Genomic DNA, 26,844 nt, shown 5'->3' on the forward strand with positions numbered 1-26,844 from the left:
GGCGCGGTGTCCGGGGCCGGTTCCCGGGGGGGCGGACGAGCCGCTGACGAGGGGACTCCGGACAGGATCGGGGCGGTGCTCGAAGTGCTCACATTCCGGTCAACGGTTCCCGGTGGGGGTCAGGAAACGACCGGATCCGCCGTTTCACCCCATCTGACCAGACGCGATCCCCGACGAGGGTCCGACCGGCGGAAGACGTCCACCCGGACGGGGCAACCGGCCGGCGCCCCGGAAACAGGTGTGGCCCGAGTCGTAGGACTCGGGCCACACCGTGCAGTAGCGGGGACAGGATTTGAACCTGCGACCTCTGGGTTATGAGCCCAGCGAGCTACCGAGCTGCTCCACCCCGCGTCGGTAGACCTCACCCTACGCCACGTGGCGCGGGCCGCTGACCACGGCCGTCGCGGCCGCCTCCGCCCTCGGCGAACTCCGCCCTCGGTGAACTCCGCCCTCGGTGAACTCCGCGGCCCCGTGGCCCCGGCGGTGCTTGAGTACCGGAATGGAGATCCTCGTACTGGGCGGGACGGCATGGGTGGGCCGCGAGCTGGCGCGGCAGGGGGTCGGGCGCGGGCACCGGGTGACGTGCCTCGCCCGCGGCGAGAGCGGGGGAGTGGCGGACGGGGCGGTGCTGGTGACGGCCGACCGGCGAGAGTCCTCGGCGTACGATCCGCTGCTCGACCGGACCTGGGACGCGGTCCTGGAGGTGTCGTGGCAGCCCGGATTCGTGCGTGCGGCGCTCGCCGCGCTGGCCGGCAGGGCGAAGCACTGGACGTACGTCTCCTCCGTCAGCGTCTACGCCTCCCACGCCGTACGGGGCGCGGACGAGTCCACGCCGCTGCTGCCCCCGACCGGCCGCGGCGAGGCCGGCCGGGCGGAGTACGGCGAGGCCAAGGCGGCCTGTGAGGAGGCGTCCGCGCGGGCCCTCGGCGACCGGCTCGTCATCGCGCGGGCCGGCCTCATCGGCGGTCCCGGCGACCACAGCGACAGGTCCGGCTACTGGGTGGCGCGGTCCGCCCGCGAACCTCGGGGCCGGATGCTGGTGCCGGACGCACCTGCCGCGCCGACCCAGGTGGTCGACGTGCGGGACCTCGCGTCCTGGCTGCTCGACGCCGCGGAGGCGGGGATCACCGGGACGTACGACGCGGTGGGGCCGGTGGTGCCGTTCGGGGAATGGATCGCGCTCTCCCGCTCCATCGGCGGGCACGCGGGGCCGGTGGTCGCCGCCGCCCCGGAGTGGCTGCTCGCGCACGGCGTGGCCGGGTTCATGGGTCCCGAGTCGATGCCGTTGTGGCTGGACGAAGCGGGCTGGGAAGGCTGGTCCGCCCGCACCGGCGCCGCCGCCCGCGCGGCCGGCCTGCGTCACCGCCCGCGCGCCGAACTGCTGGCCGACACCCTGCTCTGGGAACGGGAGCGGGGCCTGGACCGGCCGCGGCGCGCGGGCCTCAGCGCCGGCCGCGAGCGCGAGTTGCTCGCGGCCCTCGGCTGAGGCGCCGCCCTCGGCCGAGGCCCACGGACCGGGACGTCCGCGTCCGCGCGCGCGTCGTCAGGAGGCGCGCTTGCGCAGGTGCGTCGTGAGGTGGTGCGTCAGGGGCTGTCCCACCGCCGCCATGTCATGGACCACCGTCATCTCCCCGGCGTCCACGGTGTAGCGGCGCCGGGTTCCGGTGACCTCCTTGGCGAGCGGGGTCAGCCCCACGCTCCCGGTCTCGATCTCGAAACCGGTGCCGGACACCCGCCCGACGTACGTCTCCACGATGCCCGTCGGGTGGGCGAGTACGACCTCCAGCGACGCGTCCGGCGTCACCCGCCACCACCCGGACTCGCGCCCCGCGGGGCGCACGGCCTGCCCGGCCCCGTCGATCAGCCACGCGCGTGCCTCGTAGCGCAGGAAGGGGCGGCCGTCGTGGCTGAAGGTGATCTCCTGCTCGTACGTGAAGTCCTGCGGCAGGGTCGGGTACTGGCCCCGGCCCCGGCCGTGCCACCGTCCGAGCAGTGGCAGCACCGGCCCCAGCAGCGGATGCGGCTCGGGGCCCTCGCCGAGGACGTGACTGTCGGGGTAGGGATTCTCCCGCACCGGTTCGAACATGTTCACCCTGCTTGTCTGTGGGAAGCCGCCGTGCCGCGCCGTGACCAAGTATGACCCGGCGCGACCGCCCGCGCGGCATTCCCGCGCCCCCCTCAGGAGGACGAGGGCGCGTCGGCCGGGCGGGCCGAGAGCGGGGTGGCGATCCGCTCCAGGGAACGTCCCTCGGCGGCGACCGCGCAGAACACGGCCACCACCCCGGCCGCCACCATCAGCGCGGCTCCGACGCAGAAGCCGAGCGCCGCGTCGGACAACACCCCGCCGGAGGTGAGCCCGGCGAAGATCAGCGGGCCGGAAATGCCGCCCGCGGCCGTGCCGATCGCGTAGAAGACGGCGACGGCCATCGCGCGGGTCTCCATCGGGAAGAGCTCGCTGACCGTCAGGCAGGCCGAACCGGCCCCGGCGGAGGCGAAGAAGAGCACCACGCACCAGCAGGCGGTCATGGTCAGAGCCGTGAGGTGCCCGGCGCCGAGGAGCCAGGCGGTCCCGAAGAGCAGCAGACCGGACAGGATGTACGTGCCGAGATCGCCGGACGTCGGCCGACGGTGTCGAACATGCGGCCCAGGAGCGGCGGCCCGAGGAAGTTGCCGAAGGCGATGACGGCGAAGTAGGGGCGGCCGCGACGCCGGTGACCTGCGCGTCGGTGACGCAGAGACCGCTGCCGTCCTCGGAGAGCCGGCCGGAGATGTTCCCGACGATGGTGACCTCGAGGCCGTCCGGCACCCATACGGTGCCGAGCCCGAGCACGGTCATCCAGTGCCACCGGGACCAGGGCCGTCGGTCCAGCCGCGCCGGTACCTTCGTGGTGACCGTATCCGCCTTCGACTCCGTCGGTTCGGACGCGCACCACCGTGTGCCCGGCGCCCCGTACGGCGAACAGCCGCTCGCCGCGGCGCGTGGGATGCTCAGAGAGTGAAGAGCGATGCCCCGCTCCCGCTCCCCGGGGACGGCCCCGCGCCCGAGGTGCTCGCGCTGGCGAGGGTCGTGGCCGGGCTGCGGGCGGAGATCGCCGGTCTGAAGGGCCGCGGCGGCCGGGCCCCCGCCGCCGGGCCGCGCCGGGCCGGGGCCAGATCGGCCGGCGCGGGGGCCGATCCCGCCGGCCGTGAGGGCGCGGAAGCCGTCCAGCGGATCCTCGACGTGCTGTCCGGCACCGCGATCCTGCTCACGCCCCTGCGCGCGCCGTCGGGGGAGGTGGACGACTTCCTCATCGCCGCCGCCGCACCGGACTCGGTCGACATCGCCGGGCGCCGGGGCGGGGACCTGGTCGGCCGCCGCGTCCTGGAGACCTACCCGACGGTGGTGGGCACCCCGCTGTGGAAGGGGTACCTGGACACACTGGCCACGGGGACGGCGTACGAGGGCGAGCCCTTCACGTACGAGGAGGTGGCCGCCGGACTGCCGAAACGGTCCGTCTTCTCGGTCCGGGCCGCGAAGCTCGGGGACGGGCTCGTCGTGTCCTGGATCCGCCACGACGCCGGCGAGCGCGAGGCCCGCCGGCTCGCCGACATGCAGCGGCTCGGCAACCTCGGGTGGGCGGCCTGGAGCCTGCCGACCGATACCGCCGGCTGGTCCGAGCAGGTCTACGCCGTCTTCGACCGCGATCCGGCGCTGGGTCCCCTCCGGCTCCAGGACCTCCCCCCGCACCTGGTGCCCGAGGACGTGCCGAGGATGAGCACGGCCGTCAGACGGCTGCTGGAGCAGGGGAAGGCCGTCGACCAGCCGTTCCGCATCACCGTCTCGGACGGCGTACGCCACCTGCGGCTCGTCGCCGAGGCGCAGAAGGACGCCGACGGCACCCCCGTCGAGGTCCACGGTTTCTTCCAGGACCTGACCGCGCAGCGCGGCACGGAGCTGGCACTGCTGGAGAGCGAGCGCTCCGTCCTCGTCCAGCGGGGCATGCTCCGGGCCGAACACGCCCTCGCCGCCCGGCTCCAGGACACCCTGCTGCCGATCCCGGAACAGTCACTGGAACTCGCGGGACTGTGCGTCGACGTCGCCTACGTACCCTCCGACAGCGGGGTGAACGTCGGAGGCGACTGGTACAGCGCCATCGAACTCCCCGACGAGAGCGCCCTCTTCGTCGTCGGGGACGTCGCCGGCCACGGCCTGGCGGCCGTCGGCACGATGGCCCAACTGCGGTTCACCACGAAGGGGATGACCGTCACCGGATCGGCGTTGCCCGACGTCCTGAGCAGGCTCAACACCCTCCTGCTGCACACTGTTTCGGACCCCGTCGGCGCCACCGCCACCATGGTCATGGCCCGCTACCAGCCATGGGACCGACGCCTGAACTGGGTACGGGCCGGACACCTGCCGCCCCTGCTCGTCCGGGGGGAGGAGGCGAGCTTCCTGCCGCAGCCACAGGGCAGCCTCCTGGGCGCCACCCCCGACTCCGCGTACGGCCAGGCCATGATCGACCTGCTGCCCGGCGACCACCTGCTGCTCTACACGGACGGCCTCGTGGAGGAGCCGGGCGAGGACATCGAAGCGGGCCTCGCCCGCCTGGCCGTCCTCGCCCGGCAGCTGCTGAGGGACGGCCGGGGCGAGACGCTCGCCCGCACCCTGGCCGCCCTTCGTCCCGGTCACCGGGACGACATCTGCGTCCTGGACATACACGTCCCGGACGGCTCCCCGACCCTCAGGTGTCGAGCAGCCGGTTGATCAGCGAGCGGTAGGCCCGCAGAGCCTGCCGGAGGTCCTCCGTGGCCACCTGCTCACCGCTGTCCCACTGCTTCTCCAGCCGGCCCCGGTGATCGGCCAGGGTGCCCGCGAAGGCCTGCATGACCTCGGCCACGAGGGTGTCCGCCGACCTGACGGCCTCCCGCGGGTCGTCCACGAAACGTCCCTGGATCTCGGTCCAGGTGGTGCGGTAGCCCTCGGCTTCCGCGGTACCGAGGAGCGGCTCGGCCTCGCCGTCCCCCGCGGTGTCGCCCGGAGGTTCGGAGGCGCGGGGCGCTTCGCCCTCCGCGGTGTCACCGGTCCGGATCTCCTCGGGCCGGTGGGCGTCGGCCTCGTCGGCCCGGGCCTCGTCGGCACGGTGGGCGTCGGCCTCAGCGCTCCGTATGTCGTCGCCCCGCACGCCGTCGCCGAAGGTGTCGGGGCGGTAGGGGTCGCCGGTGGCGTCGCCCGGGTACACGGCGGTGTCGCGGCCCGTGTCGATGCCCGTGTCAGGGTCGGTGTCCCGGCCCGCTTCGCGGCCTGTCTCGCGCTCCGTTTCGTGGCCCGGGACCGGGGCCTGAGCCGGGTGGGCGAGGTCCTCCGTGGTCAGGGCGGGCTCGGTGGGCCCCTGCGTGTTCTCGTCGCGGTGCTGCATGTCAACGGCTCCTCTGGTCGGAGAGCAGCTCCTCGAAGAGGGCGCGGTAGTGCACCATCGCCCCTCGGAGCTCCTCTGTCGTCGCCTCTCCCGCCCCGCTGCGCACCTTGACCGCGTGGGCGGCCCGGTACTCCTCCAGCGTGCGCCCGTGCTCCACCGACAGGTCCCGGACCTGTCCGCTGTACCCCTCGTCGGTGGGGTAGCCGCGCTCGCCCATCAGCCGTGTCACCAGCTCGTCGGCCTCGGCCACCGCACCCTGCGGGTGGTCCACGAACTGCTGCTGGACACCGCTCCACTCCTGCGCGTACTGGTCCCGGCGCTCGGCCGGCAGCTCCTTGATGTCGAGGCCGTCGTGCCGTTCCTCCCGGGCGCGCAGATCGCGCTCGGCGGCCCTGCGGCCGCCCTGTTCCTCGACCGTGCGCTCGTACTCCGGTCCGAACCGCTCACGCAGGTGGCGTCGTCGCGCCAGCGCCCACAGCAGTGCCGTGAGCGCGATCACCACGACCACCGCCACGACGATGACGGCTATCAGCGTGTTCGATGACATCTCGCGCCTCCATTCGGGGGCTGTTCGTATTCGTTGACGCGGCTGCCCCCACCACCCCCGGACAAACCCGAATTCCGCTACCACCACACGGGCCGAAGGGCCACCGGACCACCGGAACACCAGATCCCCGGACCACCGGACCCCCGGATCGACGGCGCGGGGCGGGCCCGCGCCCGCCGCCCGGGGTTTGAACCGGCCGTCACCGAGCACGCGGCACCCGACGGAACACCCACGAGGAGGCTGCGGCATGACCGCCCAGAACCAGCAGGACCAGGACGTCGTCGCGATGATCCTGAAGGACCACCGCACCATGGAGGACCTGTTCCGCCGGATGCGGAGCGTGGAGTCGGACCGGGCGGCCGCCCTCGCGGAGTTCTCCGCGCTGCTCATCGCGCACGGCGAGGCCGAGGAGAGCGAGGTGTACGGCGCGCTGAAGCGGTTCAAGGACGTCGACAATGAGGAAGTGGAGCACGGTGCCGAGGAGCACGCCGAGGGGAACGAGGCGCTGCTGGCACTCCTCGAAGTCTCCGAGGTGGGCTCCGACGCGTGGGACTCGCGGCTGGAGGACCTGGTCAAGGCGGTCTCCCACCACCTCGACGAGGAGGAGCGGACGATCCTCAACGGCGCCCGGGAGAACGTCCCCGACGAGCGCAGGGCCGAGCTGGGCGCGGCGTTCCTCAAGGAGCGGGAGAGGCACCTGTCGGCCGACTGCGGCAGCGTCGAGAACGTCCGGAGCCTCGTCCGCGGGTGACGGCGTCGGCTCCACGTCCCCAACGGAGCGGGTGAACCGTGAGGCGGCGGGGCAGAACAGGAGTATGGACGAGCCCGCCGCCCGTGGCGGCCGGAACCTGCGGGAGCGACTCGGAACGACGCTGTTCACCCGGGTCGCCGGCCCGGGCGGCCCGGCCAACCGGGCCCGCATCCACGGCGCCCCCGGACCCCGCTGGTTCGGCCCCGAGCGGCCCATCCGCACGGTCCACGGCGACGCGTCCATGTTCATCGGGGGCCTCAGTGCCCTCCTGCTCCAGTCACTGCACCCGCTGGCCATGGCAGCCGTTGCCGCGCACTCCGGCTTCCGCGGCGACCCCTGGGGCCGCCTCCAGCGCACCAGCACCTTCCTCGCCGTCACGACCTACGGCACCGCGGCGGACGCCCAGCTCGCCGTGGACCGGGTCCGCGCGGTCCACGAGCGGGTACGGGGAACCACCGCCCGCGGAGAGCCGTACCACGCGGCCGATCCGCACCTGCTGGGCTGGGTGCACGCGGCCGAGGTCGACAGCTTCCTACGGGCCCACCAGCGCTTCGGCGCACACCCCCTGGACGCCGCCGGATGCGACGCGTACCTCGCCGACACCGCCCGGGTGGCGTCCGCCCTCGGGATCGCCGACCCGCCCCGCGACCGCGCCGGGCTGACCGCCCGGCTGGCGGAGTACCGGCCCGAGCTGCGCGCCACCCCCGAAGCCCTCGACGCGGCCCGCTTCATCCTGCGCCACCCGCCCCTGCCCCTGGCCGCCCGGCCGCCGTACGCCCTGCTGGCCTCGAACGCGGTCGCACTGCTCCCGCCGTGGGCCCGCACCGCGCTCGCGCTGCGCACCGCCACCGGCCCGGGGGAGACCTGCGTACGCCTGACCGGCCACGCCGTCACGCGGACGATCCGCTGGGCGATGACGCCCCCGCGCCCGCCTCAGCCCCCGCGCCCGCCTCAGCCGGCGTCGGGGATGAACGGGAGGTAGTCCGTCTCCGGGTGGGAGGGGAGCACCGTGTAGCTCGCCTCGGGAAGTTCGTTCCACACGCCGGGCAGGTCCCCCAGGGGCTCGGAAACCACGATCCGGGTCTCGTCGGAGACCTCGCTGAGGTAGTCCAGCTCCGGGTACAGGTGCCGTACGGTCTCGGCCCGGCTGCTGTAGAACAGCGACCGGGACTTGCCCTGGCTGGAGTACCGGAAGGCCCACACCCGCTCGCCGTCGCTCACCGCCACGGTCATCTGCAGCGGCTCCGGAACGCCGTGCTCCTTGCCGAGGCGCTCCACCAGCCCCGCCATCCGGGCCACCGCGCCGGGAACGTCCTGGTCGAGGCCGAAGGTGACGGCGAGGTAGAACATCACCTCGGAGTCCGTCGACCCCTCGATGGAGGGGAACAGTGCCGGATCGACCGCCATGCACAGGTCGCGCTGGAGCCGGTGGAAGTCCGCGATGGCCCCGTTGTGCATCCACATCCAGCGGCCGTGCCGGAAGGGGTGGCAGTTCGTCTGTTGGATCGCGGAGCCCGTCGAGGCGCGGACGTGCGCGAAGAACAGGGACGAGCGGACGTGTGCGGAGAGCTCCCGCAGGTTCCGGTTGTTCCAGGCGGGCCCGATGTCGCGGAAGACCGCCGGTGTGCCGTCGCCGTCGGCGCCGTACCAGCCGATGCCGAAGCCGTCTCCGTTGGTCGACTCGACGCCCATGCGGGCGTGCAGGCTCTGGTTGATCAGCGAGTGATCCGGCCGGTAGAGCAGGGCGTCGAGCAGGATCGGCGAACCCAGATAGGCAAGCCAGCGACACATGCGGACCATCCCCTTCAGAGCCTGGTCCCGAGCCTAACCCGGCCGTGGACGCGGCTCCCCCCGACGGGCCGGACCGGCCACGCCCGGAAGGACCCCCGGGTCAACCGGGATCCCGCCGCGGTCACTCCGCCGGTGAACCGGTGCACCCGGCCGGGTGACGGCGGCCCCCGCGGCCTGTCCGGACCGCGGGGCGCGCGGTAGACCGGCGGAGACCGCACCGCCCGAACCGGGCCGGCTCCTGAAAGAGGTAGGCGCATGAACCGATGTATGGCGACGCTGGCCGGGACGGCGGCGGCGGCCGCCGCGCTCGCGCTCTCGGCCCCCGGCACCGCGTACGCGGCCCACGGGATCCTGATCGTCGACGGTGTGTCCCACCGCGAGCCCGTCGGCTGCTTCCCGCTCGGCGACTTCGTCCCGCCGGTGGTGTCCAACTACACGGCGTCGGCCGTCGCGGTGTGGTCCGGCCCCGACTGCTCGGGGCGGGTCGAGCACTTCGTCGACCCGGGCGAGACCTACCGGCCGAACGGCAACAGGAGCGTCTTCGTCTCCTGACGCCGGCCGGCGGGGCGAACCCGGACGGGAGCGGACCGGATTGGCGTTTCGGCGTGCGCGCCGGCGGGGTCGTGGGAGACGGTGGACCTGCCGGGGCTCGCCGGCGTTTCTGAGGAGGTTCTCCGTGAACTGGACGCTCGAAGTCCTCCCCGTCCCCGTCGCCGACATGGACCGGGCCAAGGAGTTCTACGCCGACAAGGTCGGTTTCAAGGTCGACCTCGACGACGAGGTCGCCCCCGGGATGCGGATCATCCAGCTGACCCCGCCCGGTTCGCGCTGTTCCATCGCGATGCTCCACGGGATGCCCGCGGCGCCCGGGACGAAGGCGATGGCGCCGGGCACGCTGCAGGGCCTCCAGATCTGCGTCACGGACATCGACGCGGCCCGCGAGGAGCTCGTGGCCCGGGGCGTGGACGTCTCCCCGGTGCGGCACGTCGGCGCGACGGGCTGGGAGGACGGCAAGGGCGACACCTGGAACTCGTTCATGACCTTCGAGGACCCGGACGGCAACGGCTGGGTGGTCCAGGAGGCCCCGTCGGAGCTGTCGGAGCGCTGAGGCCCGCCGGGCCGCACCAGGTGACGGTGCGGTCCGGCGCCCGATGCCGCCGCCCACCGCCCGGACCCGGGGTGCGGGACCGGGCGCCGGACCGGACCGGCCGGACGGTCGGGGTCAGCCGATCGGCTTGCGGGTCTCCTCGCGCACCTCGAGCGTCGTGGCGGCCACCTTCTGGAGGTCGACCGACCCGGGGCTCCGCCGCACGGTCTCGGGGGTCACGACGGCAACCGACGCCCCCGTGTTCTCGTCCGCCCACGCGCACATCGGCAGGGTGCTCGTCGCACCGCCCTGCGTCGAGGTGAGGACCTGGCAGGTCACCGTGATGCCGGAGCCGGGCGGCGTGATGTCCCTGGCGGGCACCGCGACGGTCGCTCCCTGGGCGTCCGCCGCGCCCCCCATCATCTTCCGGCGGGCAGCCGCGGGGTCCTTGAACTGGCCGTACATCCCCGAGAAGACCAGGGCGCTCATCCCCGTGGCGGGACCGGACGTGTACTGGCCGACGGCCGGCTTCGGGTCGCGGATCTTCGGGTCGTAGGCCCCGGCGAGGGCCTTCTTGCCCTCGGTCTCCGACAGGTCCTGGGCCAGGGTGTACGTGCCGTTCAGCACGGTCGGCGGAACCGTGAGCCGGTACTGGGCATCGGGGAATCCGGCGCCGCTCGCCACCTGTCCCGCGTCGCCCAGGAGCTTCACCGCGAAGCCGATGACTCCGAGGCCGACGAGCGAGGCCGCGACGATCCCCACCACCAGACCGGTCCGCTTCCGGCGCGGCGGCGGCCCCATCGGCGGCTGCCCCCAGCCCCCTTGCGCGGGGAACGGCTGGGCGTAGGGCTGCTGCGGGTAGCCCTGCGGCGGGTACGGGGCCTGTGCGGGCGGCGCGGGGTGCGCGGGGTGGTGCGGGCCGCCGTACGGGGTCGGGGGCTGCGCGGGCCCGTAGGGGCCGGGGGACTGGGGCGGCGGCATGCTCATGACCGGAACGCTACTTCAGGGCCGGCCCCCGCAGTGCACGGCCCCGTCGCCGCCGGATCCCCGGGGCGGCCGGACCGGCGCCCCGCCGCCCTCAGGCGAGCACGTCCAGTACGCGGTCGGGAGTGAGCGGCAGGCTGCGCAGGCGCCGTCCCGTGGCGTGCCGGAAGGCGTTTCCGATCGCGGCCGCCGTCCCGACGATGCCGATCTCACCGATCCCCTTGCTGCCCATCGGGTTGAGGTGCTTGTCGTGCTCGTCGATCCAGTGCGCCTCGATGTCCGGCACGTCGGCGTGGACCGGGACGTGGTAGGACGCCAGGTCGCTCTCGGCGAAGTCCCCGTGGACGGGGTCGACGCTGCTGTGCTCCGTCAGCGCCATGCCCACGCCCATCACCATCGCGCCGACGAACTGGGACCGCGCCGTGACGGGGTTGAGGATCCGCCCGGCGGCGAAGACCCCCAGCAGGCGGGCGACGCGCACCTCGCCGGTGACCGTGTCCACCCGTACGTCCGCGAAGTGCGCGCCGAACGCGTGGCGCGAGTACGGCGACTTCTGCCCCGCCGACCCGGCGGTGTCGGCCGACGCGGACAGCCCCCCGCCGGGGAGGGGCCCGTGACGGCCCGCCATGCGGGCGGTCAGCGCGGCGCACGCGTCGTGCACCGCCCATCCCCAGGAGCCGGTGCCGCTGGAGCCGCCCGCGAGGGAGGCCGACGGCAGACCGGTGTGCCCGACGGCCACCGTCACGGCGTCGAGCGGGACGCCCAGGGCGTCGGCGGCCACCTGTGCCAGGACGGTGCGCGCTCCGGTCCCGATGTCGGTGGCGTTGACCTCGACGTGGAACCTTCCGTCCGCGAGGGCGTGCGCCCGCGCCGTGGAGGGCGAGATCAGCACGGGGTACGTCGCGGCGGCGACCCCGGTGCCGCACAGGACCGTCCCCTCCCGGCGCGGCGTGCGAAGTGAGGCCCAGCCGAAGCGGTCGGCACCCTCCCGGAGGCACTCCACGAGGTGCCGGCTGCTGAAGGGGCGGCCGCTGTCGGGCTCGGTCGCCGGTTCGTTGCGGACGCGCAGCTCCACGGGGTCGATGCCGAGGGCGTCGGCGAGTTCGTCCATGGCCGATTCGAGCGCGTACATGCCCGGGGCCTCCCCGGGGGCGCGCATCCAGGACGGTGTGGGCACGTCCAGGGCGACGACCCGGTGGGTGGTTCGGCTGTCGGGCACGGCGTACATGACACGGCCCGGGACGGCCGCCTGCTCGACGAACTCCCGGACGCGGGAGGTGTGGGTGGTGACCTCGTGGGTGAGCGCGGTGAGCGTGCCGTCCGAGCGGGCACCGAGCCGCACCCGGTGCAGCGTCGGAGCCCGGTGCCCGACCACGGCGGGCAGGTGGCGCCGGGGCAGGGCGAGGGTGACGGGGCGGCCGGTGTGGCGGGCGGCCATGACCGCCAGGACCACATGGGGGCGGGGGGTGCCCTTGCAGCCGAATCCACCGCCGACGTGTTCGGAGACGACCGTGACACGGTCCTCGGGCAGGCCGAAAAGGGACGCGAGGGCCGCTCGGACCGGCCCCGAGCCCTGGCTCGAGTCGTAGACGGTGAGGTGGCCGCCCGCCTCGTCCCAGAGGGCGGTGGCCGCGTGCGGCTCCATCGGGTGGTTGTGCAGCGGCGCCACCGCGTAGGAGCAGTCCACCCGTACGGCCGCGGCGGCCAGGGCCGCGTCCGGGTCGCCGTGCTCGCGGTGCGCGGGATGCCCGCCGTTGGCCTCCTCGGGCGTGTAGGCCCCGGGGTGGTCGGCGCGGAACCCGACGTCGTGCCCGGCTGCCTCATACGTGACGACGACGGCTGAGGCGGCCGCCCGGGCCGCCTCCGGGGTCTCCGCGACGGCCAGCGCCACGTACCAGCCCCGGTGCGGGACCCCGGCGTCCTGGAGCACCTGGAGGGTGGGGTCGTCGGACGGGCCCAGCCGCGGGGCGTTGTGCGGCGTGAGCACGGCGAGCACGCCGGGGAGGGCCAGCGCGGCGGCCGCGTCCACGGCGGTGACGCGGCCCCGGGGGACCGTCGCGGCCACCGGCCAGGCGTGGGCGCAGCCGGCCGGGGCGTGGTCGCCGGCGTACCGGGCGGCGCCCGTGACCTTCTCCGGGCCCTCGGCCCGGCCGACCGCGGTACCGAGTACGACGTGCCGCATGGGAGCTCCTCTGGACGGTCCCGGCGTACGCGGGACTGCGGGTGCGCGCGGGGCTACGGGGCGCGGGCTACGGGATGCGGGGACGGCCGTCCGCGCGGGCGGCCAGCGCCCCCAGCACGTCGACGGCGAGGTTGGCGGCCAGAGCCACCTTGTAGCCGTTGTCGCGCAGGGGCCGGGCCGGGGCCAGCTCTGCCTCCACCGCCCGGCGCAGCGCGTCGGGCGTCGGCTCGGCGCCGACCAGCAGGGTCTCGGCCGCGGTGGCCCGCCAGGGACGGTGTGCCAGCCCCCCGAAGGCGAGCGTCACCCGTCGTACGCGGCCCGCGTCGAGCTCCAGGACGGCGGCGACGGAGGCCAGGGCGAAGGCGTACGAGGCCCGGTCGCGCGCCTTGCGGTACAGCGAGACGGCCCCGCGCCCCGGGGCGGGCAGCACGATCGCGGTGACGATTTCCCCCGCGCGCAGCACGGTGTCCTGCTCGGGACGGTCCCCGGGCAGCCGGTGGAACTCCGCCGCGGGCACGGTGCGGGCGCCGTCCCCGCCGTACAGCTCGATGTCGGCGTCGAGCGCCGCGAGTGCCACCGCCATGTCGGAGGGGTGCGTCGCGATGCACCGCTCGGACTGCCCGAGGACGGCGTGATCGCGGTGCAGCCCGTCGCGGGCGCCGCAGCCGGTGCCCGGCTCGCGCTTGTTGCAGGGCTTGGACACGTCCTGGAAGTAGGAGCACCGGGTGCGCTGGAGCAGGTTCCCGCCGGTGGTGGCCATGTTGCGCAGCTGCCCGGAGGCGCCGGCCAGCAGGGCCTGGGACAGGACGGGGTGGCGGGCCCTGACGGCGGGGTGGGCGGCGACGTCGCTGTTGCGGGTCATGGCGCCGATCCGGAGCCCTCCCGAGGGCAGCTCCTCCACGCCGTCGAGCGGGAGCCGGGAGATGTCGACGAGGGCCGTCGGGCTCTCCACCCCCAGCTTCATCAGGTCGACGAGGTTGGTGCCGCCACCGAGGTAGCGGGCTCCGGGGTGCCGGGCGTGGGCCGCGACGGCCTCGTCGAGGCCGGCGGCGCGGACGTAGGCGAACGGCTTCACGCGGTCACGTCCCTCACGGCGTCGACGATGCGCGGGTAGGCACCGCAGCGGCACAGGTTGCCGCTCATCCGCTCCCTGACCTCCTCCGCCGTCAGGGTGACGGGGCCGGGGTCGGTCAGGGCGTCCGCGCCGGTGGCGTGCGAGGGGTGCCCGGCGGCGGCTTCCGCGATGGCTCCGACGGCCGAGCAGAGTTGTCCGGGCGTACAGAAGCCGCACTGGAAGGCGTCCCGCTCCAGGAAGGCCCGCTGCAGGGGGTGCAGGTCGCCGGCCGTGCTCCCGAGCCCCTCGACGGTGGTGATGTCGGCTCCGTCCTGCGTTACTGCCAGCAGGAGGCAGCTGTTGACCCGCCTGCCGTCGGCCAGCACGGTGCAGGCGCCGCACTGGCCGTGGTCGCAGCCCTTCTTCGCTCCGGTCAGGAGCAGGTGCCCGCGCAGGGCGTCCAGCAGGGTGACGCGGTGGTCCAGCCGCAGGTCGTGCTCCGTGCCGTTGACCTTCAGGGTGACGCGGGACGCCGGGGGAGCGGCCGCGCCGCCCGGCCCGGGGGGAACCGCACCGGCTCCGGGGTCGGGCCGTGGATCGCTGCCGTCCGCCACCGCGGCCTCCTCCGTACTGCGTGCGCAGGACCGGTACGCCTGCTGTCCGTGCCCAGACTGGCGCATTCCGTACGAACCGGCACCCCGGGCGCGGAGCCGTCAGCGCTCGGGCAGCGGGGTGCGGAGTGAGGAGTGTCCTTGTTCCCAGGCGGTGTGGATGTGGTGGGTGAGGCGGTCTTCGAGGTGGAGGGTCGCGGCGCAGCCGAAGGCGATGTCGGGTTCGAGGTGGGGTTCGTCGGTGAGGAGGCCGCCGATGACGTCGTGGCGTACGACGTGTTCGTGGACGGCGTCGGCTTCGACGTGTTCGGTGTAGAAGTGTTCGGCGGCGGGGCCGGCTTGGCAGCGGTGCATGGCCTTGGCCAGGCGGCGGGAGCCGGGTGGGGAGGTGACCTCGAGGCAGGCGAAGTGGCCGACGAGTGCGCCGCGCAGGGCGCGGTGCAGGCCGAAGAGGGACATGAGGTTGACGGTGGCGAGGAGGGGTGCGGGGGCCTGGTCGAGGTAGCGGCCGTAGGCGGGGTCCAGGCCGAGGTCGTTCATGAGGCCGGCGAAGAGCCGGGCGTGGATCCGGTCGGGGTGTCCCGCGCCGAACTCGTCGTACTCGATGGCGGCCATGGCGGCCTTGGCGCGGCCGGTCAGCCGGGGGATCACCCACAGGTGCGGGTCGGCTTCCTTGAGGTGGTAGAGGGAGCGCAGGGCGGCGTATTCGCGGAGCTGCCACAGCTCGCCCCGGGTCGCGAGCCGGTGGCTGAGGCTGCCGGCGGGGTCGGCGGGTTCCACGAGCAGCGGGGCGAAGGCCTCGTCCACCGATGCGGGCGCCGCGGACAGATCGGTGCGCAGGGCGTGCAGGAAGCGGGCTTCCAGGGCCTGGCGCAGCCGGAGCAGGTCCGGGTCCCATTCCCGTTCGTCGTCCACGCCCGCGAAGCCCCGGTAGTGCAGTTCGTAGAGCAGGTAGAGGGCCAGCTGGAGGTCCTCCCCCCACGGGTCGGCCTTCAATACCGCTCCCGGGGCGTAGTCCGGCGGGCCACCGTGACGCAGCGCCTCCACCACGGCGCCGGAAAGCCCGCCGCGACCGGCAACCAGGACAGGGCCGGTACTGGTGGTGGTGGCGAAGGCGGTCGTCGGTGCGGCCCCGGTCATCGCGGGCTCCCGTCGGTGTCGGTGTCGGTGCCGGTGTCGGCGTCGCTGCCGCCGGGCGGCGGTGCGGTGCGTTCCCGGGGGCGGTGGCTGGTGTCGCACCAGGGGTAGATGCGGCTGCGCCGGCAGGTGCACACGGCGACGGCGAACCGGTCCGAGCGGGCGAGGGTCCCGTCCTCCAGGAGGATCTCGACGGGTCCCTCCACCAGGACCGGACCGCTCCGGTCCACGCTGACACGGCGGGCCGGGCGGCGCCCGCCGGGAGCGGAGGCGGGGGGAGTGGAACCGGTGGGAGTGGAGGCGGTGGGAGTGGCGGCGGGCGCGGAGGCGTCCGCGGCGCGGTCAGAGGTGCTGGGCACGGATGATCACCAGTTCCTCCAGTTCGGCGCCCTCTTCCGCCAGACCGCGGCCCTGCAGCCAGGCCCGGCGCGAGCGCAGCACCGGCCCCCAGGGCACGGAGGCCCGGGCGGTCACCTGGGCGGTCAGACCCTCCCGCTCCAGCCGGCCGACGGTCTCCTGGGCCCCGCACAGCCCGGAGTGCACCATGAGCAGGATCCCTCCGGGGCGGAGCAGGGCGGGCGCGTCGGCGCAGATCCGGTCGATGACGCGGCGCCCGTCGGTGCCGGCGTCCCAGGCCCGCTGCGGGCCGCGCGACGGCAGCCCGGGCTCGGGGGAGGGGACGTACGGCGGGTTCGTCAGGAGCATGTCGAAGCGCCGGCCCCGGGTGCGGGTCGCGAAGTCCCCGTGCAGGACGCGCAGGGGCAGCCGCCGGTGGAGCGCGTTCAGACGGGCGGTCGCCACCGCCCGCCAGGACACGTCGACGGCCGTGACCCGTGCGCCCCGGGCGGCCGCGCTCAGGGCGAGGGCTCCGGTTCCGGTACCGATCTCCAGCAGTTCCGTCGAAGGGCTCAGCTCTTCCTGAGCGAGTGCGTACGCGAGGAGCCTGGTATCCGCCTGAGGGCGGTACACGCCTGGCAGCGAGATGATCGACTGTGGGGTCATTCCCCTGTTCAGGGCCGTACTGGACATCGGTCACCTCCGGAATCGAACGCCTCCCGCAGCACGTCTTCCCGCGGGCTCGGCACAGGGCGGCTACCCGCACGCGGGTCGTCCACTCGCCCGGAGGTGATCTGTCAGCGGCCGCCCACCGACCTCTCACGGCGTGCCCGCCGTCGGGGGCGGGGGTGACGGAGGGTGGCGGTGAGGCGCACGGGGCCGGTCGTCCGGCGTTGCCTCAGGGCCCCGCCCGTGCGGCGGGGGCCCGTCCGGCATTGCCTCACGACCGCGACACGGCCGTGCAGCCCTCCTGGGAGGACTCCTCGATGGTCTTGCTGCGGTCGTAGGGGTCCATCGGCGTCCCGGAGGGCGTGGGGCCGGTCGCGGGGTCCTCGACGAAGGTCGGGTGCAGGTAGCCGTCGTACTTGTCGCAGGAGCTGTTGGCGATGTCCCGCTGGTAGGCGACGATCCAGAGCCTGCCCGGAGTCGCCGTCCACTTGCGCGGGTCGGCTATCGAGAACGTCGCCTCGCGGCGCACGATCGTCCTCTCGACCTGGTCCGCACCGCCCCTGGCCTTCGCGAACGGGTAGACGAACGAGTAGTCGACCACGACGTGGGCCTGCCCCGGCCCCTCGCCGGGCTCCACCCACATGCGGCCGCGGACCTTGACGACCTCGCCCACGAGCCGCAGCTCGGCCGGGTCGTACCAGCTGAACAGGTCCAGCGGGTTCTGCTCGAGGCTCGGCCGTGCGAAGGCCGCCGCCAGCTGGTCCTTCGTCCGCTTGTCCTTCGGATCGAGCAGTGACAGCGCCGTGGCGTGCTGCTCCCCGCGCAGGGTGGCGGGATCGAGATTGGCGGCGACCAGGAACGGCTTGGCCTTGGCCAGGGCGTCCGCCACCTGGTCCTTGGTCATCCCACCGGTCGCCGCCGCCTCCGGCACCTCGATTCCGGCCGCGCCGTCGGCCCACTGGAGCGCCGGCGAGCCCCTGAAGGGCTGCGTCAGCGTGGGCCGGTCCGGGTCCGGGTAGAGCTCCGCCGGAGCCTCGGAGGGCCGGGCGGATTCCCCGGCCAGCGGGGCGCCGGGGGCGGCGGGGCCGGCCTCGCGCCGGTCCTCGGCCTTCCCGGTGATCCGGTCGATCACCAGCTCCGGGCACAGTGCGACCACCGCCAGCGCGGCGATGCAGACGACGGCCAGGGTGGCCTTCAGCCTCCGCTTGCCCGTGCCCCGGCCTTCCCTCTCCTGCCACGCGGGCCCGGTCCGCCATCCGGGCGGGTCGCCCGCGCCCTGCCTCGGCGTGCGCCGGAAGAGCCCCGGCCGGCCCGCGCCCGCTCCGCCTCCTCGCGCCGCAGACGCTCCGTCACCATCCGCGCCCGCGCCGATGGTTCCCTGGGGGCGTCCCCGCCGCCCTGCCCGGCCTGTGCGCTGAACCGTGCCCACTCCTCGTCGGAGACGTCCGGTCCGCGGTCGTCGTTCTGTCCCATGCTCCCCACCCGGTCTGTACCGCGCGGCCGTATCCGCAGGCCACGCGCTCGGGAGCGTCTCACGGCCCGCTGACAGCCGATGCGACAGGGCGCTTTTACGCCCCCGCCGGCCTCCGGTCCCGTGGCGCGTCCACGGTCCGCCACGACCATGGGAGCAGGCCGGGCGGCCCCCCCGGCATCCGCTGCCGGGCACCCGGGTGACCCCGCGCGCGACCGGGCGACGGCGACCTGGCACGTCGACGCCGGCGGATCGCCCGTCAGGAAGCGTCGGCGGCCCTCCGCGCCGGCCGTCAGGCAGCTCCGCCGGGGTTCGGCTCCGGGCGGGGGCGGGCGCGGAGGTGGGCCCGCTCGCCCTGCGTGCCGAACAGGCTGAGGAACTCGACCGGTTCGGCGTCGCAGGCGCCGAACCAGTGCGGCACCCGGGTGTCGAACTCGGCCGCCTCACCGGGTGCGAGCACGAGGTCCTTGTCCCCGAGCACGAGCCGCAGTCGCCCGTTGAGTACGTACAGCCACTCGTAGCCCTCGTGGGTCTTCGCGTCCGGCACCCGACGGCGGCTGCCGGCCGGGATCACCAGCTTGTACGCCTGGATGCCGCCGGCCCGGCGGGTCAGGGGCACCATCGTCATGCCGTGGCGGCTGACCGGACGCAGGTGGACGCGCGGATCACCGGTGGGCGGCGCGCCCACGAGTTCGTCGAGGGTGACGCCGTAGGCCCGGGCCAAGGGGAGCAGCAGTTCGAGATTGGGCCTGCGGGTACCGGACTCCAGCCGGGACAGGGTGCTCACCGAGATGCCCGTCGTCACCGACAGTTCGGCCAGCGTCGTCTCGCGCTGTCTGCGCAGGCCGCGCAGCCGGGGTCCGACCGCGTCGAGCGCGTGGTCGATGTCGTCGTCCATACGAGCAGATTGCCATATCGGCAACGGGTCTTGCCGTGCCGGAGCAGGCGTCCAGGGGATCGCCCGGGGTGCACCGCCCTGCGGCCGCCCGGCGGCGAACTGGACAAGTCCTCACCGCTCAGACGACGATGCACCCTGATGAGTGCCGCGGGCAGTGCCGGGGGGCGGACCGCAAGACACACCTCTCTCCTCCGCGTGCGTGCCGTGCGTCCCCGCACTTCCACGGAGGGACACCCCGAGATGAGCTACGGCAACCCGAACAACCCCTACGGCCAGCAGCCCCAGCCCCCACAGGGCCAGCCCGGCTACGGCTACCCGCCCCAGGCCCCGCAGGGCCAGCCCGGTTACGGCTACGCGCCCCAGGGCCCGCCGGGCGGATACGCCTACCCGCCCCAGCAGGGATACCCCGGCGGACCGGCCGGATACCCGGGGGCGCACATGGAGATGCCCGGCGGCGCGAAGGGCGCCCGCGTCATCCTCTTCGTCCTGGGCAGCCTGCAGGCGCTGGGCGGCCTGTTCGCCATCCTCGGCGGCGCGCTCTTCGCCTCCGCGCTCTCTGGCTCGTCCAGCACGTCCGCGAGCGAAGTGGGCGCCCTCGCCGGAGGCATGGTCATCATCGTGGGCATCCTCTGCGTCGCCCTGGCGCTGTGGCCCTTCCTGACGGCCCTCAAGATGAGCAAGGGCCGCACGGGAGTTCGCGTCTCCGGCATCGTTTACGGCTCGCTCCAGGCCTTCTTCGCCGGGCTCGGCCTGCTCGCCAACCTGGCCGCGCTCGGCTCCAACGGGCACACCCCGGTCGGCGCCAGCATCCTCTCCCTGCTGATCGGGCTGATCTTCCTCGGCCTCGGCGTCTGGGTGATCGTGGGCCTCGCCAAGGCCGGCGACTACTTCCGGCGCCCGAACTTCTGAACCCCGTACACCTCCGGCGAAGGCCGCGTCCCGCATCGCCGCGGACGCGGCCTTCGCCGTAGGCGCGGCCCCGGCCGACCGCCCCGGCGCCGGGCCCTTTCCGGCCGTCAGGTTCCGCAGTCCGCGACAGGCACGGCGGCAGGCACGGCGACGACAGGGCGCGCGGCAGGGCCCGTGGCGGGACACGCGGTGGGTCCCGCGCCCGCGAGCTCCGCCGCCGCGCTCGCGAGCAGCATGTCCAGCGCCGTCGGGTAGGCGCTGGCCGTCATGCGCGCGGCCAGCAGCCCGGCCGTCGCCGCGATGTGCGGGTAGGGGCCCTCCGGCAGCCGGGCGTACGTGGACTCCCACCGGCCCTCGTCGGCCTCCCTCGAGGCGTCGGCCAGCGCCAAGGCGCCGGCGTCCAGCGCCGCGAAGGCGAGGCTCTGGTCGATGAAGGCGTGGTAGATCCGTACCGCGTCCGGGTCCGGGAACCCGGCCGTGCGCAGGATCCCCAGGATCGCCTCGTCCGCCGCGATCTCCCGGGGCCGCCCCGTCACACGGCTGGCGGTGAGCACCGCGGCCTGCGGGTGGGCGAGATACGCGCCGTGGATGCGCAGGCCGAGTTCCCGCAGGTCGCCGCGCCACGCGCCGGTGGGGGACCAGCCCGCCAGGGCCCGGCCGATCAGCTCCTCGCCGATCGCGAGCGTGAGATCGTCCATCCCCGAGAAGTACCGGTACAGGGTGCTCGGATCCGCGCCCAGAGCCGCACCGAGCCGCCGCGCGGACAACCCGGCGCCCCCGTGCTCGCGCAGCATCCGCAGCGCCGTCTCCACGATCAGCCGCTCCGACAGGACCGTCCCCCGCAGGGTGGGGCGGCGCCGCCTCCGCGCCTCCTCGGGGACCACCTTCTTCGCCACGACCGCACCGCCTCCTTCCCGGGTCATTCGCACGCCGCACACCCGTCGGCCTTACGCCAACACCATTGACCTTAATCTCACCGCCCGGGTTTCATCCCTCCCGGGAGGAGCGAACCTCTCCATTGACGAAAGGCTCCTGTCATGCGTGTACTGCTCGTCGGCGCCGGAGGCGTCGGGACGGCCATCACCCGGATCGCGGCCCGCCGCGACTTCTTCGACCACCTCGTGGTCGCCGACTACGACCTGTCCCGCGCCGAGGCCGCCGTCGCCGCGCTGGACGACCAGGGCGTCCGGTTCAGCGCCTGCCGCGTCGACGCCTCGGACGAGGCGGCCGTCACCGCACTGCTCACCGAGCGGCGGTGCGACGTCCTCGTGAACGCCACGGACCCGCGGTTCGTCATGCCGCTGTTCCGGGCGGCCCTCGCCGCCGGCACGCACTACCTGGACATGGCGATGTCCTTGTCCCGCCCGCACCCCGGCCGGCCGTACGACGAATGCGGGGTCAAGCTCGGCGACGAGCAGTTCGAGCGGGCCCGGGAGTGGGAGAAGTCCGGCCGGCTCGCGCTCGTCGGCATGGGTGTGGAGCCCGGACTGTCGGACGTGTTCGCCCGCTACGCCGCCGACGAGCTCTTCGACGAGATCGAGGAGATCGGCGTGCGCGACGGCGCGAATCTGATGGTGGAGGGCTACGACTTCGCCCCGTCCTTCAGCATCTGGACCACCATCGAGGAGTGCCTCAACCCGCCGGTGGTCTACGAGGCGGACCGCGGCTGGTTCACGACGGAACCCTTCAGCGAGCCGGAGGTCTTCGACTTCCCGGAGGGCATCGGCCCGGTCGAGTGCGTGAACGTCGAGCACGAGGAGGTGCTGCTGATCCCCCGCTGGGTCGACGCCCGCCGGGTCACCTTCAAGTACGGCCTCGGCGACGACTTCATCGGCAAGCTCAAGACCCTGCACGCCCTGGGCCTGGACGCGACCACCCCGGTGACGGTGCACAGCGACGCTGGACCCGTCCGGGTCTCGCCCCGAGACGTGGTCGCCGCCTGCCTGCCGGACCCGGCCACCCTGGGGGACCGGATGACGGGCAAGACCTGCGCCGGGACCTGGGTCAAGGGCGTCAAGGACGGCCTGCCGCGCGAGGTGTACCTCTACCACGTCGTCGACAACGAGTGGTCCATGCGGGAGTACGGTTCCCAGGCCGTGGTCTGGCAGACCGCGGTCAATCCGGTGGTGGCGCTGGAGCTGATGGCCACCGGGGTCTGGTCGGAGCCGGGCGTTCTCGGCCCCGAGGCCCTGCCGCCCCGGCCCTTCCTCGACCTGCTGACCGCCTACGGCTCCCCGTGGGCCGTACGCGACCAGAGCTGACGGGCGCCACACGGCCGCAGGACGCCAGACGCCCCACGCCGCGGGCGCTGGTCCACGGGGCCGGCGCGGTCGGTGCGGTCCTCGCGGCTGAACTGGCCGCGGCGGGAGCCCCGGTACTGGTCCACGACCGGGATCCGGCCGCGGCGGACGTCGCGGGGTGCCGGCCCGTCAACGCCGGGGCGGCCGCGCTCCCACCGCGCCGACCGCCGGTCCGAGCGGTCGGCGCCCCCGGTACGGTGGGGGCGGTTCGCGCTGTCGACGGTGCCACCAGGTTCCCGGTCGGCGCGGCCGGCGGGAGGGAAGCCTCGATGTACGAATCCGAAGCCGCAGGACCGGACCAGCGGGACGACACCGCGCATCCGAACGTGGTCGAGCCGTTCCTGGACCTCGACCTGCAGATGCTGATCAGCATGCTGGACGGTGACGAGACCGGGCAGTCCCACTTCGGTGTCTCGCTGAACATCCCCGGCGGCGTCCTCTACGGCCAGGCGATCAGTCGCAAGGCGTACGAGGAGGAGTGGGAGAACAGCCTGCGCGACGCGTCCGGGTCGGGCTCGGAATCACTCGCCCGGGTTCCCCGGCTGGTCCGGGAGGCCGTCCGCGAGGAACTCGGTTCCCGCACACCGGCCCTGCTGCCCCGGTGGGTGCACCTGCGCGACGCCACGTTCCTCACGGGCGCGGCGAACCAGACCATGCGCTACGCCCTGTGGCGCGGCCGCCTCGCGGACGTCGCGGGGTGGTCGCTCTCCCTCCCCTCGTGAACCTGGGTCCCCTCCCCTCGTGAACCTGGGTCCCCTCCCCTCGTGAACCTGGGTCCCCTCCCCTCGTGAACCTGGGTCCCGCGCCCCCCGGGGCGGGGGACCCGGCCGGCGAAAGACCGGGGGCCGGGAGGCGCCTGCTGGAGCGGGGCTGGAGCCGCCCTCCGGGGCCACCGGCACGCACGGTACGCTCCCCGCCCGGGCCCGCACGCCCGGCCGGCTGCATGGGAGAGGAACACACGTGACCGTCGCCAAGGACAGGCTGGACGCACTCCGGGCCGAAATCGAGCGCCGCAATCCGGCTCAGCCCGAGTTCCACCAAGCCGTGCGGGAGGTGCTCGACACCCTCGCCCCGGTGTTCGCCGCGCGCCCCGAATACGCGGAGTCCGGACTCCTGGAGCGGCTCCTGGAGCCCGAGCGCCAGATCATCTTCCGCGTCCCGTGGACGGACGACCGGGGCCGGGTCCACGTCAACCGCGGCTATCGGGTGGAGTTCAACAGCGCCCTCGGCCCGTACAAGGGCGGCCTGCGCTTCCACCCGTCCGTCGACATCGGCGTGGTGAAGTTCCTCGGCTTCGAGCAGATCTTCAAGAACGCGCTGACCGGGCTGGGCATCGGCGGCGGCAAGGGCGGCAGCGACTTCGACCCGCACGGCAAGTCCGACGCCGAGGTCATGCGTTTCTGTCAGTCCTTCATGACCGAGCTGTACCGGCACATCGGCGAGCACACGGACGTACCGGCCGGTGACATCGGCGTCGGCGGCCGCGAGATCGGCTACCTGTTCGGCCAGTACCGGCGGATCACCAACCGCTGGGAGGCCGGCGTCCTGACCGGCAAGGGCATCGGCTGGGGAGGCTCGTCGATCCGCCCCGAGGCCACCGGCTACGGCAGCGTGCTGTTCGCCGCCGAGATGCTGAACGTCAGAGGCGAGTCGCTGGACGGCCTCACCGCCGTCGTCTCCGGCTCCGGAAACGTCGCCCTCTACACGATCGAGAAGCTCCAGCAGCTCGGCGCCAACCCGCTGACCTGCTCGGACTCCAAGGGCTACGTGGTCGACGACAAGGGCATCGACCTGGCCCTGCTGCGGCAGATCAAGGAGGTCGAGCGCGGGCGCGTCAGCGAGTACGCGGTGCGGCGCGGTTCCTCCGCCCGCTTCGTACCCGGGGGCCGGGTCTGGGAGGTCCCGGCGGACGTGGCCTTCCCGTCGGCGACCCAGAACGAACTCGGCGCCGACGACGCCCGCACGCTCATCGAGAACGGCGTCAAGGCGGTTTCCGAGGGCGCGAACATGCCCACCACCCCCGAGGCCGTCCACCTCTTCCAGGCGGCCGGTGTCGCCTTCGGCCCCGGCAAGGCCGCCAACGCCGGCGGTGTCGCGGTCAGCGCACTGGAGATGGCCCAGAACGCGGGCCGGGTCGCGTGGGGCCGCGACCGTGTCGAGGAGGAACTCGCGGGCATCATGCGGTCGATCCACGCGGTGGCCCACGAGACGGCCGAGCGTTACGGGACCCCCGGCGATTACGTGGCCGGCGCCAACATCGCCGGGTTCGAACGGGTCGCCGACGCGATGCTGGCCCAGGGCATCATCTAGTGCTGTGAGCGGAAGGGTTCACCGTGCCGCGGCGCGCGGCACGGTACCTGGCCGCGTTGTCGGACCACACCCGTACGTCCAGTACGAGGCGCGGACCTCCGCCTTGCGGCGCACCGCACCGGACACCACGACCCGCACTGGACACCACGCCCGGCAAGCCTCTCGTGGCCGCAGCACCAGCCGGACCCCAGACGTCGCCCAGCAGCCCAATTGAAGAGGGCTGCTGGGCGACGTCGGAGCGGCACGCCCCGGACCCGCGCGGGGTCCCGCCGGCCATCGGCCGGGTCAGGGCCGCGGGCGGGTCGAGTCGGGGTCCTCGTCGGGCGTCTGCCAGGAGTCCTGACGGGCCTGAGCCTGCGGGCTCTGATCCGCCGGCCGTGCCCCGGGGTCCTTGAGCTTTGCGGCGCGCCGGCTGCCGTACCAGAACGCCCCGATCAGGAGCGCGGCCACCACCACACCGGCAACGATGAGGAAGAGGGACGTCGAACCGTCGGCCGCGAGAGTCATGGAGGTGATCATGGACTGCGTCTACCCCGTCCCGCGCGTTCTGCACGCCCCGGCGTCCCGCGCCTTCACCGCGGGGCCGCCGGACACCTGGTGCCGTGGCCGCAAGGGTTCACCGGGTCGCGGCGCCCGGTACCCCGCCGCGCTGTCGGTCCACACCGGTACGTCCAGTACGAGGCGCGGCCCTGCGCCTTGCGACGCACCGCACCGGACACCACGGCCCGGCAAACCGTTGCGGCCACAGCACTAGAAGTCGCCGTAGCGCATGCGGCCCAGCGCCGTCATGGGCCGGTCGTGGGCGGCGACGGGGGCCGGGAGGCAGGTCGAGCCGGTCAGGTAGCGGTCCACCGCGGCGGCCGCCGCCCGCCCCTCGGCGATGGCCCACACCACCAGGGACTGGCCGCGCCCGGCGTCGCCCGCGACGAACACGCCGGGCGCCCGCCCGCCGCCGGCCGCGAAGGACGCGTCGCGTACGAAGGTCCCGCGGTCGTCGCGCTCGAGGCCCAGCTGCTCGCACAGGCCGCCGGCCCGCTCGGGCCCGGAGAACCCCAGGGCCAGCAGCACCAGCCCGGCCGGGATCACTCGGTCGGTACCCGCCAGGGGCCTGCGGGCCTCCGGCTCGACGGCGGTCAGGTGCATCGCCCGTACCCGGCCCGAGGCGTCCCCCTCGAAGTGCAGGATGGCGCAGGAGAAGGAGCGGGGATCGCGGCCCTCGCGGCCGCGGGCCTCCTCGTGGGCATGGGACACGCGGTACACCTTCGGGTACACCGGCCAGGGCTCCCCGTCGGACCGGTCCGGCCCGGGCTCCGGGTTGATGTCGAGCTGGACCACGGAGAGCGCACCCTGCCGCAGGGCCGTGCCCAGGCAGTCGGAGCCGGTGTCGCCTCCGCCGACGATCACCACGTGCCGGCCCTCGGCGGTGACCGGCGACCGGGCGTGGTCGCCCTCCCGCACCCGGTTGGCGAGAGTGAGGTAGTCCATCGCCTGGTGGATGCCGCGCAGCGCACGGCCGGGAACCGGCAGCTCCCGCCGCTCACCGGCCCCGACCGCGACGATGAGGGCGTCACACCGGCTCCGCAGCTCGGCCGCGCCCGTCGAGCCGCCGACGTCCGCATCCGTCACGAACGCGGTGCCCTCGGCTCGCATCTGCTCGATCCGACGGTCCAGGTGCGACTTCTCCATTTTGAACTCGGGGATGCCGTAGCGCAGCAGCCCGCCGACCCGGTCGGCCCGTTCGTGCACGACCACGGCGTGCCCGGCCCGCGTCAGCTGCTGCGCCGCTGCCAGCCCGGCCGGTCCGGAGCCGATGATGGCGACGGTCTTCCCGCTGTGCCGTTCGGGCGGCCTCGGCGCGGCGTATCCGCGGCGCCTCCCCTCGTCCGCGATCACCTGCTCGACGTTCTTGATCGTCACCGGATCCGCGTTGATCGCCAGCACGCAGGCGTCCTCGCAGGGCGCCGGGCAGAGCCGGCCGGTGAACTCGGGGAAGTTGTTCGTCGCGTGCAGCCGCTCGTACGCGGCGCGCCAGTCGCCCCTGGCCGCGTACGCGTTCCACTCCGGTATGAGGTTTCCCAGCGGGCAGCCGGTGTGGCAGAACGGGATGCCGCAGTCCATGCAGCGGTCGGCCTGCTGGGAGACGAGCGGGAGCAGCGCCTGGCCCGCGTACACCTCGTGCCAGTCGCCCACCCGCTCCCCGACGGCACGGGCGGGAACCGGCTTGCGGGGGATCCTGAGGAAGCCGAAGGGATCGGTCACACGCCCGCCTCCCTGGATCGTTCGCGGTGTGGGCGCGGTACCGGCGCGTACGGCGCGTTCCGCGTGCTGCCTGTGGCGGTTTGACCAGATTACGCCGCCTTCGGCGCCGACTCCCAGGTGAGGCGGCGGCCCCGGCCGAGGGTCGTGTCCGG

The 26,844-nt window shown here is 74.0% G+C and carries 26 protein-coding genes, 1 tRNA gene and 1 pseudogene; 10 read left to right on the forward strand and 18 right to left on the reverse strand.

The features are described from left to right. Window positions 1-277: 277 nt before the first annotated feature. Window positions 278-351: transfer RNA gene (locus OTB16_RS09680), tRNA-Met, on the reverse strand. 148 nt (window positions 352-499) lie between these two features. On the opposite strand from OTB16_RS09680, the gene OTB16_RS09685 reads away from it, so the two are divergent. Further along, window positions 500-1,486 (forward strand): Rossmann-fold NAD(P)-binding domain-containing protein, encoded by a 987-nt coding sequence (locus tag OTB16_RS09685; protein ID WP_267719569.1) that lies wholly within the window; start codon window positions 500-502, stop codon window positions 1,484-1,486. 57 nt (window positions 1,487-1,543) lie between these two features. Here OTB16_RS09685 and OTB16_RS09690 read toward each other — a convergent pair whose 3' ends face one another. Both OTB16_RS09690 and OTB16_RS09695 read right to left on the reverse strand, forming a co-directional pair. Continuing rightward, entirely contained in the window at window positions 1,544-2,086 is a 543-nt protein-coding gene (locus OTB16_RS09690) for a heme-binding beta-barrel domain-containing protein (protein ID WP_267719646.1), read from the reverse strand. A 92-nt stretch (window positions 2,087-2,178) separates the two neighbouring features. Then, window positions 2,179-2,869 (reverse strand): annotated as a pseudogene (locus tag OTB16_RS09695) (MFS transporter). 126 nt (window positions 2,870-2,995) lie between these two features. Here OTB16_RS09695 and OTB16_RS09700 point away from each other — a divergent pair. Beyond that, window positions 2,996-4,744: a PP2C family protein-serine/threonine phosphatase gene (locus OTB16_RS09700; RefSeq protein ID WP_267719570.1), complete on the forward strand. Its 1,749-nt coding sequence runs from the start codon at window positions 2,996-2,998 to the stop codon at window positions 4,742-4,744. Here OTB16_RS09700 and OTB16_RS09705 read toward each other — a convergent pair. Next, complete coding sequence (locus tag OTB16_RS09705) at window positions 4,722-5,396, reverse strand: hypothetical protein (protein ID WP_267719571.1); 675 nt, start codon at window positions 5,394-5,396, stop codon at window positions 4,722-4,724. The genes OTB16_RS09700 and OTB16_RS09705 overlap by 23 nt on opposite strands. Window position 5,397: 1 nt before the next feature. Further along, a complete protein-coding gene (locus OTB16_RS09710) occupies window positions 5,398-5,943 on the reverse strand; it encodes a hypothetical protein (protein ID WP_267719572.1) in 546 nt (181 codons plus the stop codon). Between the two features lie 247 nt (window positions 5,944-6,190). Between OTB16_RS09710 and OTB16_RS09715 the strand changes: the two genes are divergently transcribed. Next, window positions 6,191-6,694 carry a hemerythrin domain-containing protein gene (locus OTB16_RS09715; protein WP_267719573.1) on the forward strand — a complete coding sequence of 168 codons (504 nt, stop codon included), beginning with the start codon at window positions 6,191-6,193 and terminating at the stop codon, window positions 6,692-6,694. A gap of 64 nt (window positions 6,695-6,758) precedes the next feature. Then, a complete protein-coding gene (locus tag OTB16_RS09720; RefSeq protein ID WP_267719574.1) occupies window positions 6,759-7,676 on the forward strand; it encodes an oxygenase MpaB family protein in 918 nt (305 codons plus the stop codon). Here the strand turns inward: OTB16_RS09720 and OTB16_RS09725 are convergent. Continuing rightward, window positions 7,646-8,485, reverse strand: coding sequence for a class II glutamine amidotransferase (locus tag OTB16_RS09725; RefSeq protein ID WP_267719575.1), 840 nt, complete (start codon window positions 8,483-8,485; stop codon window positions 7,646-7,648). The genes OTB16_RS09720 and OTB16_RS09725 overlap by 31 nt on opposite strands. A 255-nt stretch (window positions 8,486-8,740) precedes the next feature. On the opposite strand from OTB16_RS09725, the gene OTB16_RS09730 reads away from it, so the two are divergent. Both OTB16_RS09730 and OTB16_RS09735 read left to right on the forward strand, forming a co-directional pair. Then, window positions 8,741-9,037 (forward strand): hypothetical protein, encoded by a 297-nt coding sequence (locus OTB16_RS09730; protein WP_267719576.1) that lies wholly within the window; start codon window positions 8,741-8,743, stop codon window positions 9,035-9,037. 124 nt (window positions 9,038-9,161) lie between these two features. Then, window positions 9,162-9,593 carry a VOC family protein gene (locus tag OTB16_RS09735; RefSeq protein WP_267719577.1) on the forward strand — a complete coding sequence of 144 codons (432 nt, stop codon included), beginning with the start codon at window positions 9,162-9,164 and terminating at the stop codon, window positions 9,591-9,593. Between the two features lie 114 nt (window positions 9,594-9,707). On the opposite strand, the gene OTB16_RS09740 is transcribed toward OTB16_RS09735, so the two are convergent. The 9 genes from OTB16_RS09740 to OTB16_RS09780 all read right to left on the reverse strand — a co-directional run bounded on the left by OTB16_RS09740 (window position 9,708) and on the right by OTB16_RS09780 (window position 18,914). Next, a complete protein-coding gene (locus tag OTB16_RS09740) occupies window positions 9,708-10,559 on the reverse strand; it encodes a hypothetical protein (RefSeq protein ID WP_267719578.1) in 852 nt (283 codons plus the stop codon). A gap of 91 nt (window positions 10,560-10,650) precedes the next feature. Beyond that, on the reverse strand, window positions 10,651-12,738 hold the full coding sequence (locus tag OTB16_RS09745) for a xanthine dehydrogenase family protein molybdopterin-binding subunit (RefSeq protein ID WP_267719579.1): 2,088 nt from the start codon (window positions 12,736-12,738) through the stop codon (window positions 10,651-10,653). Window positions 12,739-12,805: 67 nt separating this feature from the next. Beyond that, window positions 12,806-13,813 carry an FAD binding domain-containing protein gene (locus OTB16_RS09750; RefSeq protein ID WP_267719580.1) on the reverse strand — a complete coding sequence of 336 codons (1,008 nt, stop codon included), beginning with the start codon at window positions 13,811-13,813 and terminating at the stop codon, window positions 12,806-12,808. Beyond that, entirely contained in the window at window positions 13,810-14,310 is a 501-nt protein-coding gene (locus tag OTB16_RS09755; RefSeq protein WP_267719647.1) for a 2Fe-2S iron-sulfur cluster-binding protein, read from the reverse strand. Before OTB16_RS09755 ends, OTB16_RS09750 begins: the two co-directional genes overlap by 4 nt. A 195-nt stretch (window positions 14,311-14,505) precedes the next feature. Beyond that, complete coding sequence (locus OTB16_RS09760; protein ID WP_267719581.1) at window positions 14,506-15,543, reverse strand: iron-containing redox enzyme family protein; 1,038 nt, start codon at window positions 15,541-15,543, stop codon at window positions 14,506-14,508. Then, window positions 15,540-15,899, reverse strand: coding sequence for a CDGSH iron-sulfur domain-containing protein (locus OTB16_RS09765; RefSeq protein WP_267719582.1), 360 nt, complete (start codon window positions 15,897-15,899; stop codon window positions 15,540-15,542). The genes OTB16_RS09760 and OTB16_RS09765 overlap by 4 nt, the downstream gene beginning before the upstream one ends. Further along, complete coding sequence (locus OTB16_RS09770) at window positions 15,883-16,569, reverse strand: HemK2/MTQ2 family protein methyltransferase (RefSeq protein ID WP_267719583.1); 687 nt, start codon at window positions 16,567-16,569, stop codon at window positions 15,883-15,885. Before OTB16_RS09770 ends, OTB16_RS09765 begins: the two co-directional genes overlap by 17 nt. A gap of 247 nt (window positions 16,570-16,816) precedes the next feature. After that, window positions 16,817-17,974, reverse strand: a complete 1,158-nt coding sequence (locus OTB16_RS09775) for a hypothetical protein (protein WP_267719584.1) — start codon at window positions 17,972-17,974, stop codon at window positions 16,817-16,819. Between the two features lie 334 nt (window positions 17,975-18,308). Continuing rightward, window positions 18,309-18,914 carry a helix-turn-helix domain-containing protein gene (locus OTB16_RS09780; protein ID WP_267719585.1) on the reverse strand — a complete coding sequence of 202 codons (606 nt, stop codon included), beginning with the start codon at window positions 18,912-18,914 and terminating at the stop codon, window positions 18,309-18,311. Window positions 18,915-19,154: 240 nt separating this feature from the next. On the opposite strand from OTB16_RS09780, the gene OTB16_RS09785 reads away from it, so the two are divergent. Then, window positions 19,155-19,823, forward strand: a complete 669-nt coding sequence (locus tag OTB16_RS09785; RefSeq protein ID WP_267719586.1) for a hypothetical protein — start codon at window positions 19,155-19,157, stop codon at window positions 19,821-19,823. 107 nt (window positions 19,824-19,930) lie between these two features. On the opposite strand, the gene OTB16_RS09790 is transcribed toward OTB16_RS09785, so the two are convergent. Continuing rightward, window positions 19,931-20,719, reverse strand: a complete 789-nt coding sequence (locus tag OTB16_RS09790) for a TetR/AcrR family transcriptional regulator (protein WP_267719587.1) — start codon at window positions 20,717-20,719, stop codon at window positions 19,931-19,933. Between the two features lie 141 nt (window positions 20,720-20,860). Between OTB16_RS09790 and OTB16_RS09795 the strand changes: the two genes are divergently transcribed. From OTB16_RS09795 to gdhA, 3 genes are all read left to right on the forward strand, one after another. Beyond that, window positions 20,861-22,084, forward strand: coding sequence for a saccharopine dehydrogenase family protein (locus tag OTB16_RS09795; protein ID WP_267719588.1), 1,224 nt, complete (start codon window positions 20,861-20,863; stop codon window positions 22,082-22,084). 308 nt (window positions 22,085-22,392) lie between these two features. Continuing rightward, entirely contained in the window at window positions 22,393-22,845 is a 453-nt protein-coding gene (locus OTB16_RS09800; protein WP_267719589.1) for a hypothetical protein, read from the forward strand. 238 nt (window positions 22,846-23,083) lie between these two features. Beyond that, entirely contained in the window at window positions 23,084-24,433 is a 1,350-nt protein-coding gene (gene gdhA / locus OTB16_RS09805) for an NADP-specific glutamate dehydrogenase (protein WP_267719590.1), read from the forward strand. A gap of 285 nt (window positions 24,434-24,718) precedes the next feature. On the opposite strand, the gene OTB16_RS09810 is transcribed toward gdhA, so the two are convergent. Continuing rightward, the gene (locus OTB16_RS09810) at window positions 24,719-24,952 is read right to left on the reverse strand and encodes a DUF6479 family protein (RefSeq protein WP_267719591.1); all 234 of its coding nucleotides are present in this window, start codon (window positions 24,950-24,952) and stop codon (window positions 24,719-24,721) included. A gap of 231 nt (window positions 24,953-25,183) precedes the next feature. Continuing rightward, window positions 25,184-26,692, reverse strand: coding sequence for a glutamate synthase subunit beta (locus OTB16_RS09815; RefSeq protein ID WP_267719592.1), 1,509 nt, complete (start codon window positions 26,690-26,692; stop codon window positions 25,184-25,186). Window positions 26,693-26,844 lie beyond the last annotated feature (152 nt).

Origin of the sequence: Streptomyces antarcticus (genome assembly GCF_026627255.1) — a bacterium.
GTDB classification, from domain to species: Bacteria; Actinomycetota; Actinomycetes; order Streptomycetales; family Streptomycetaceae; genus Streptomyces; species Streptomyces antarcticus.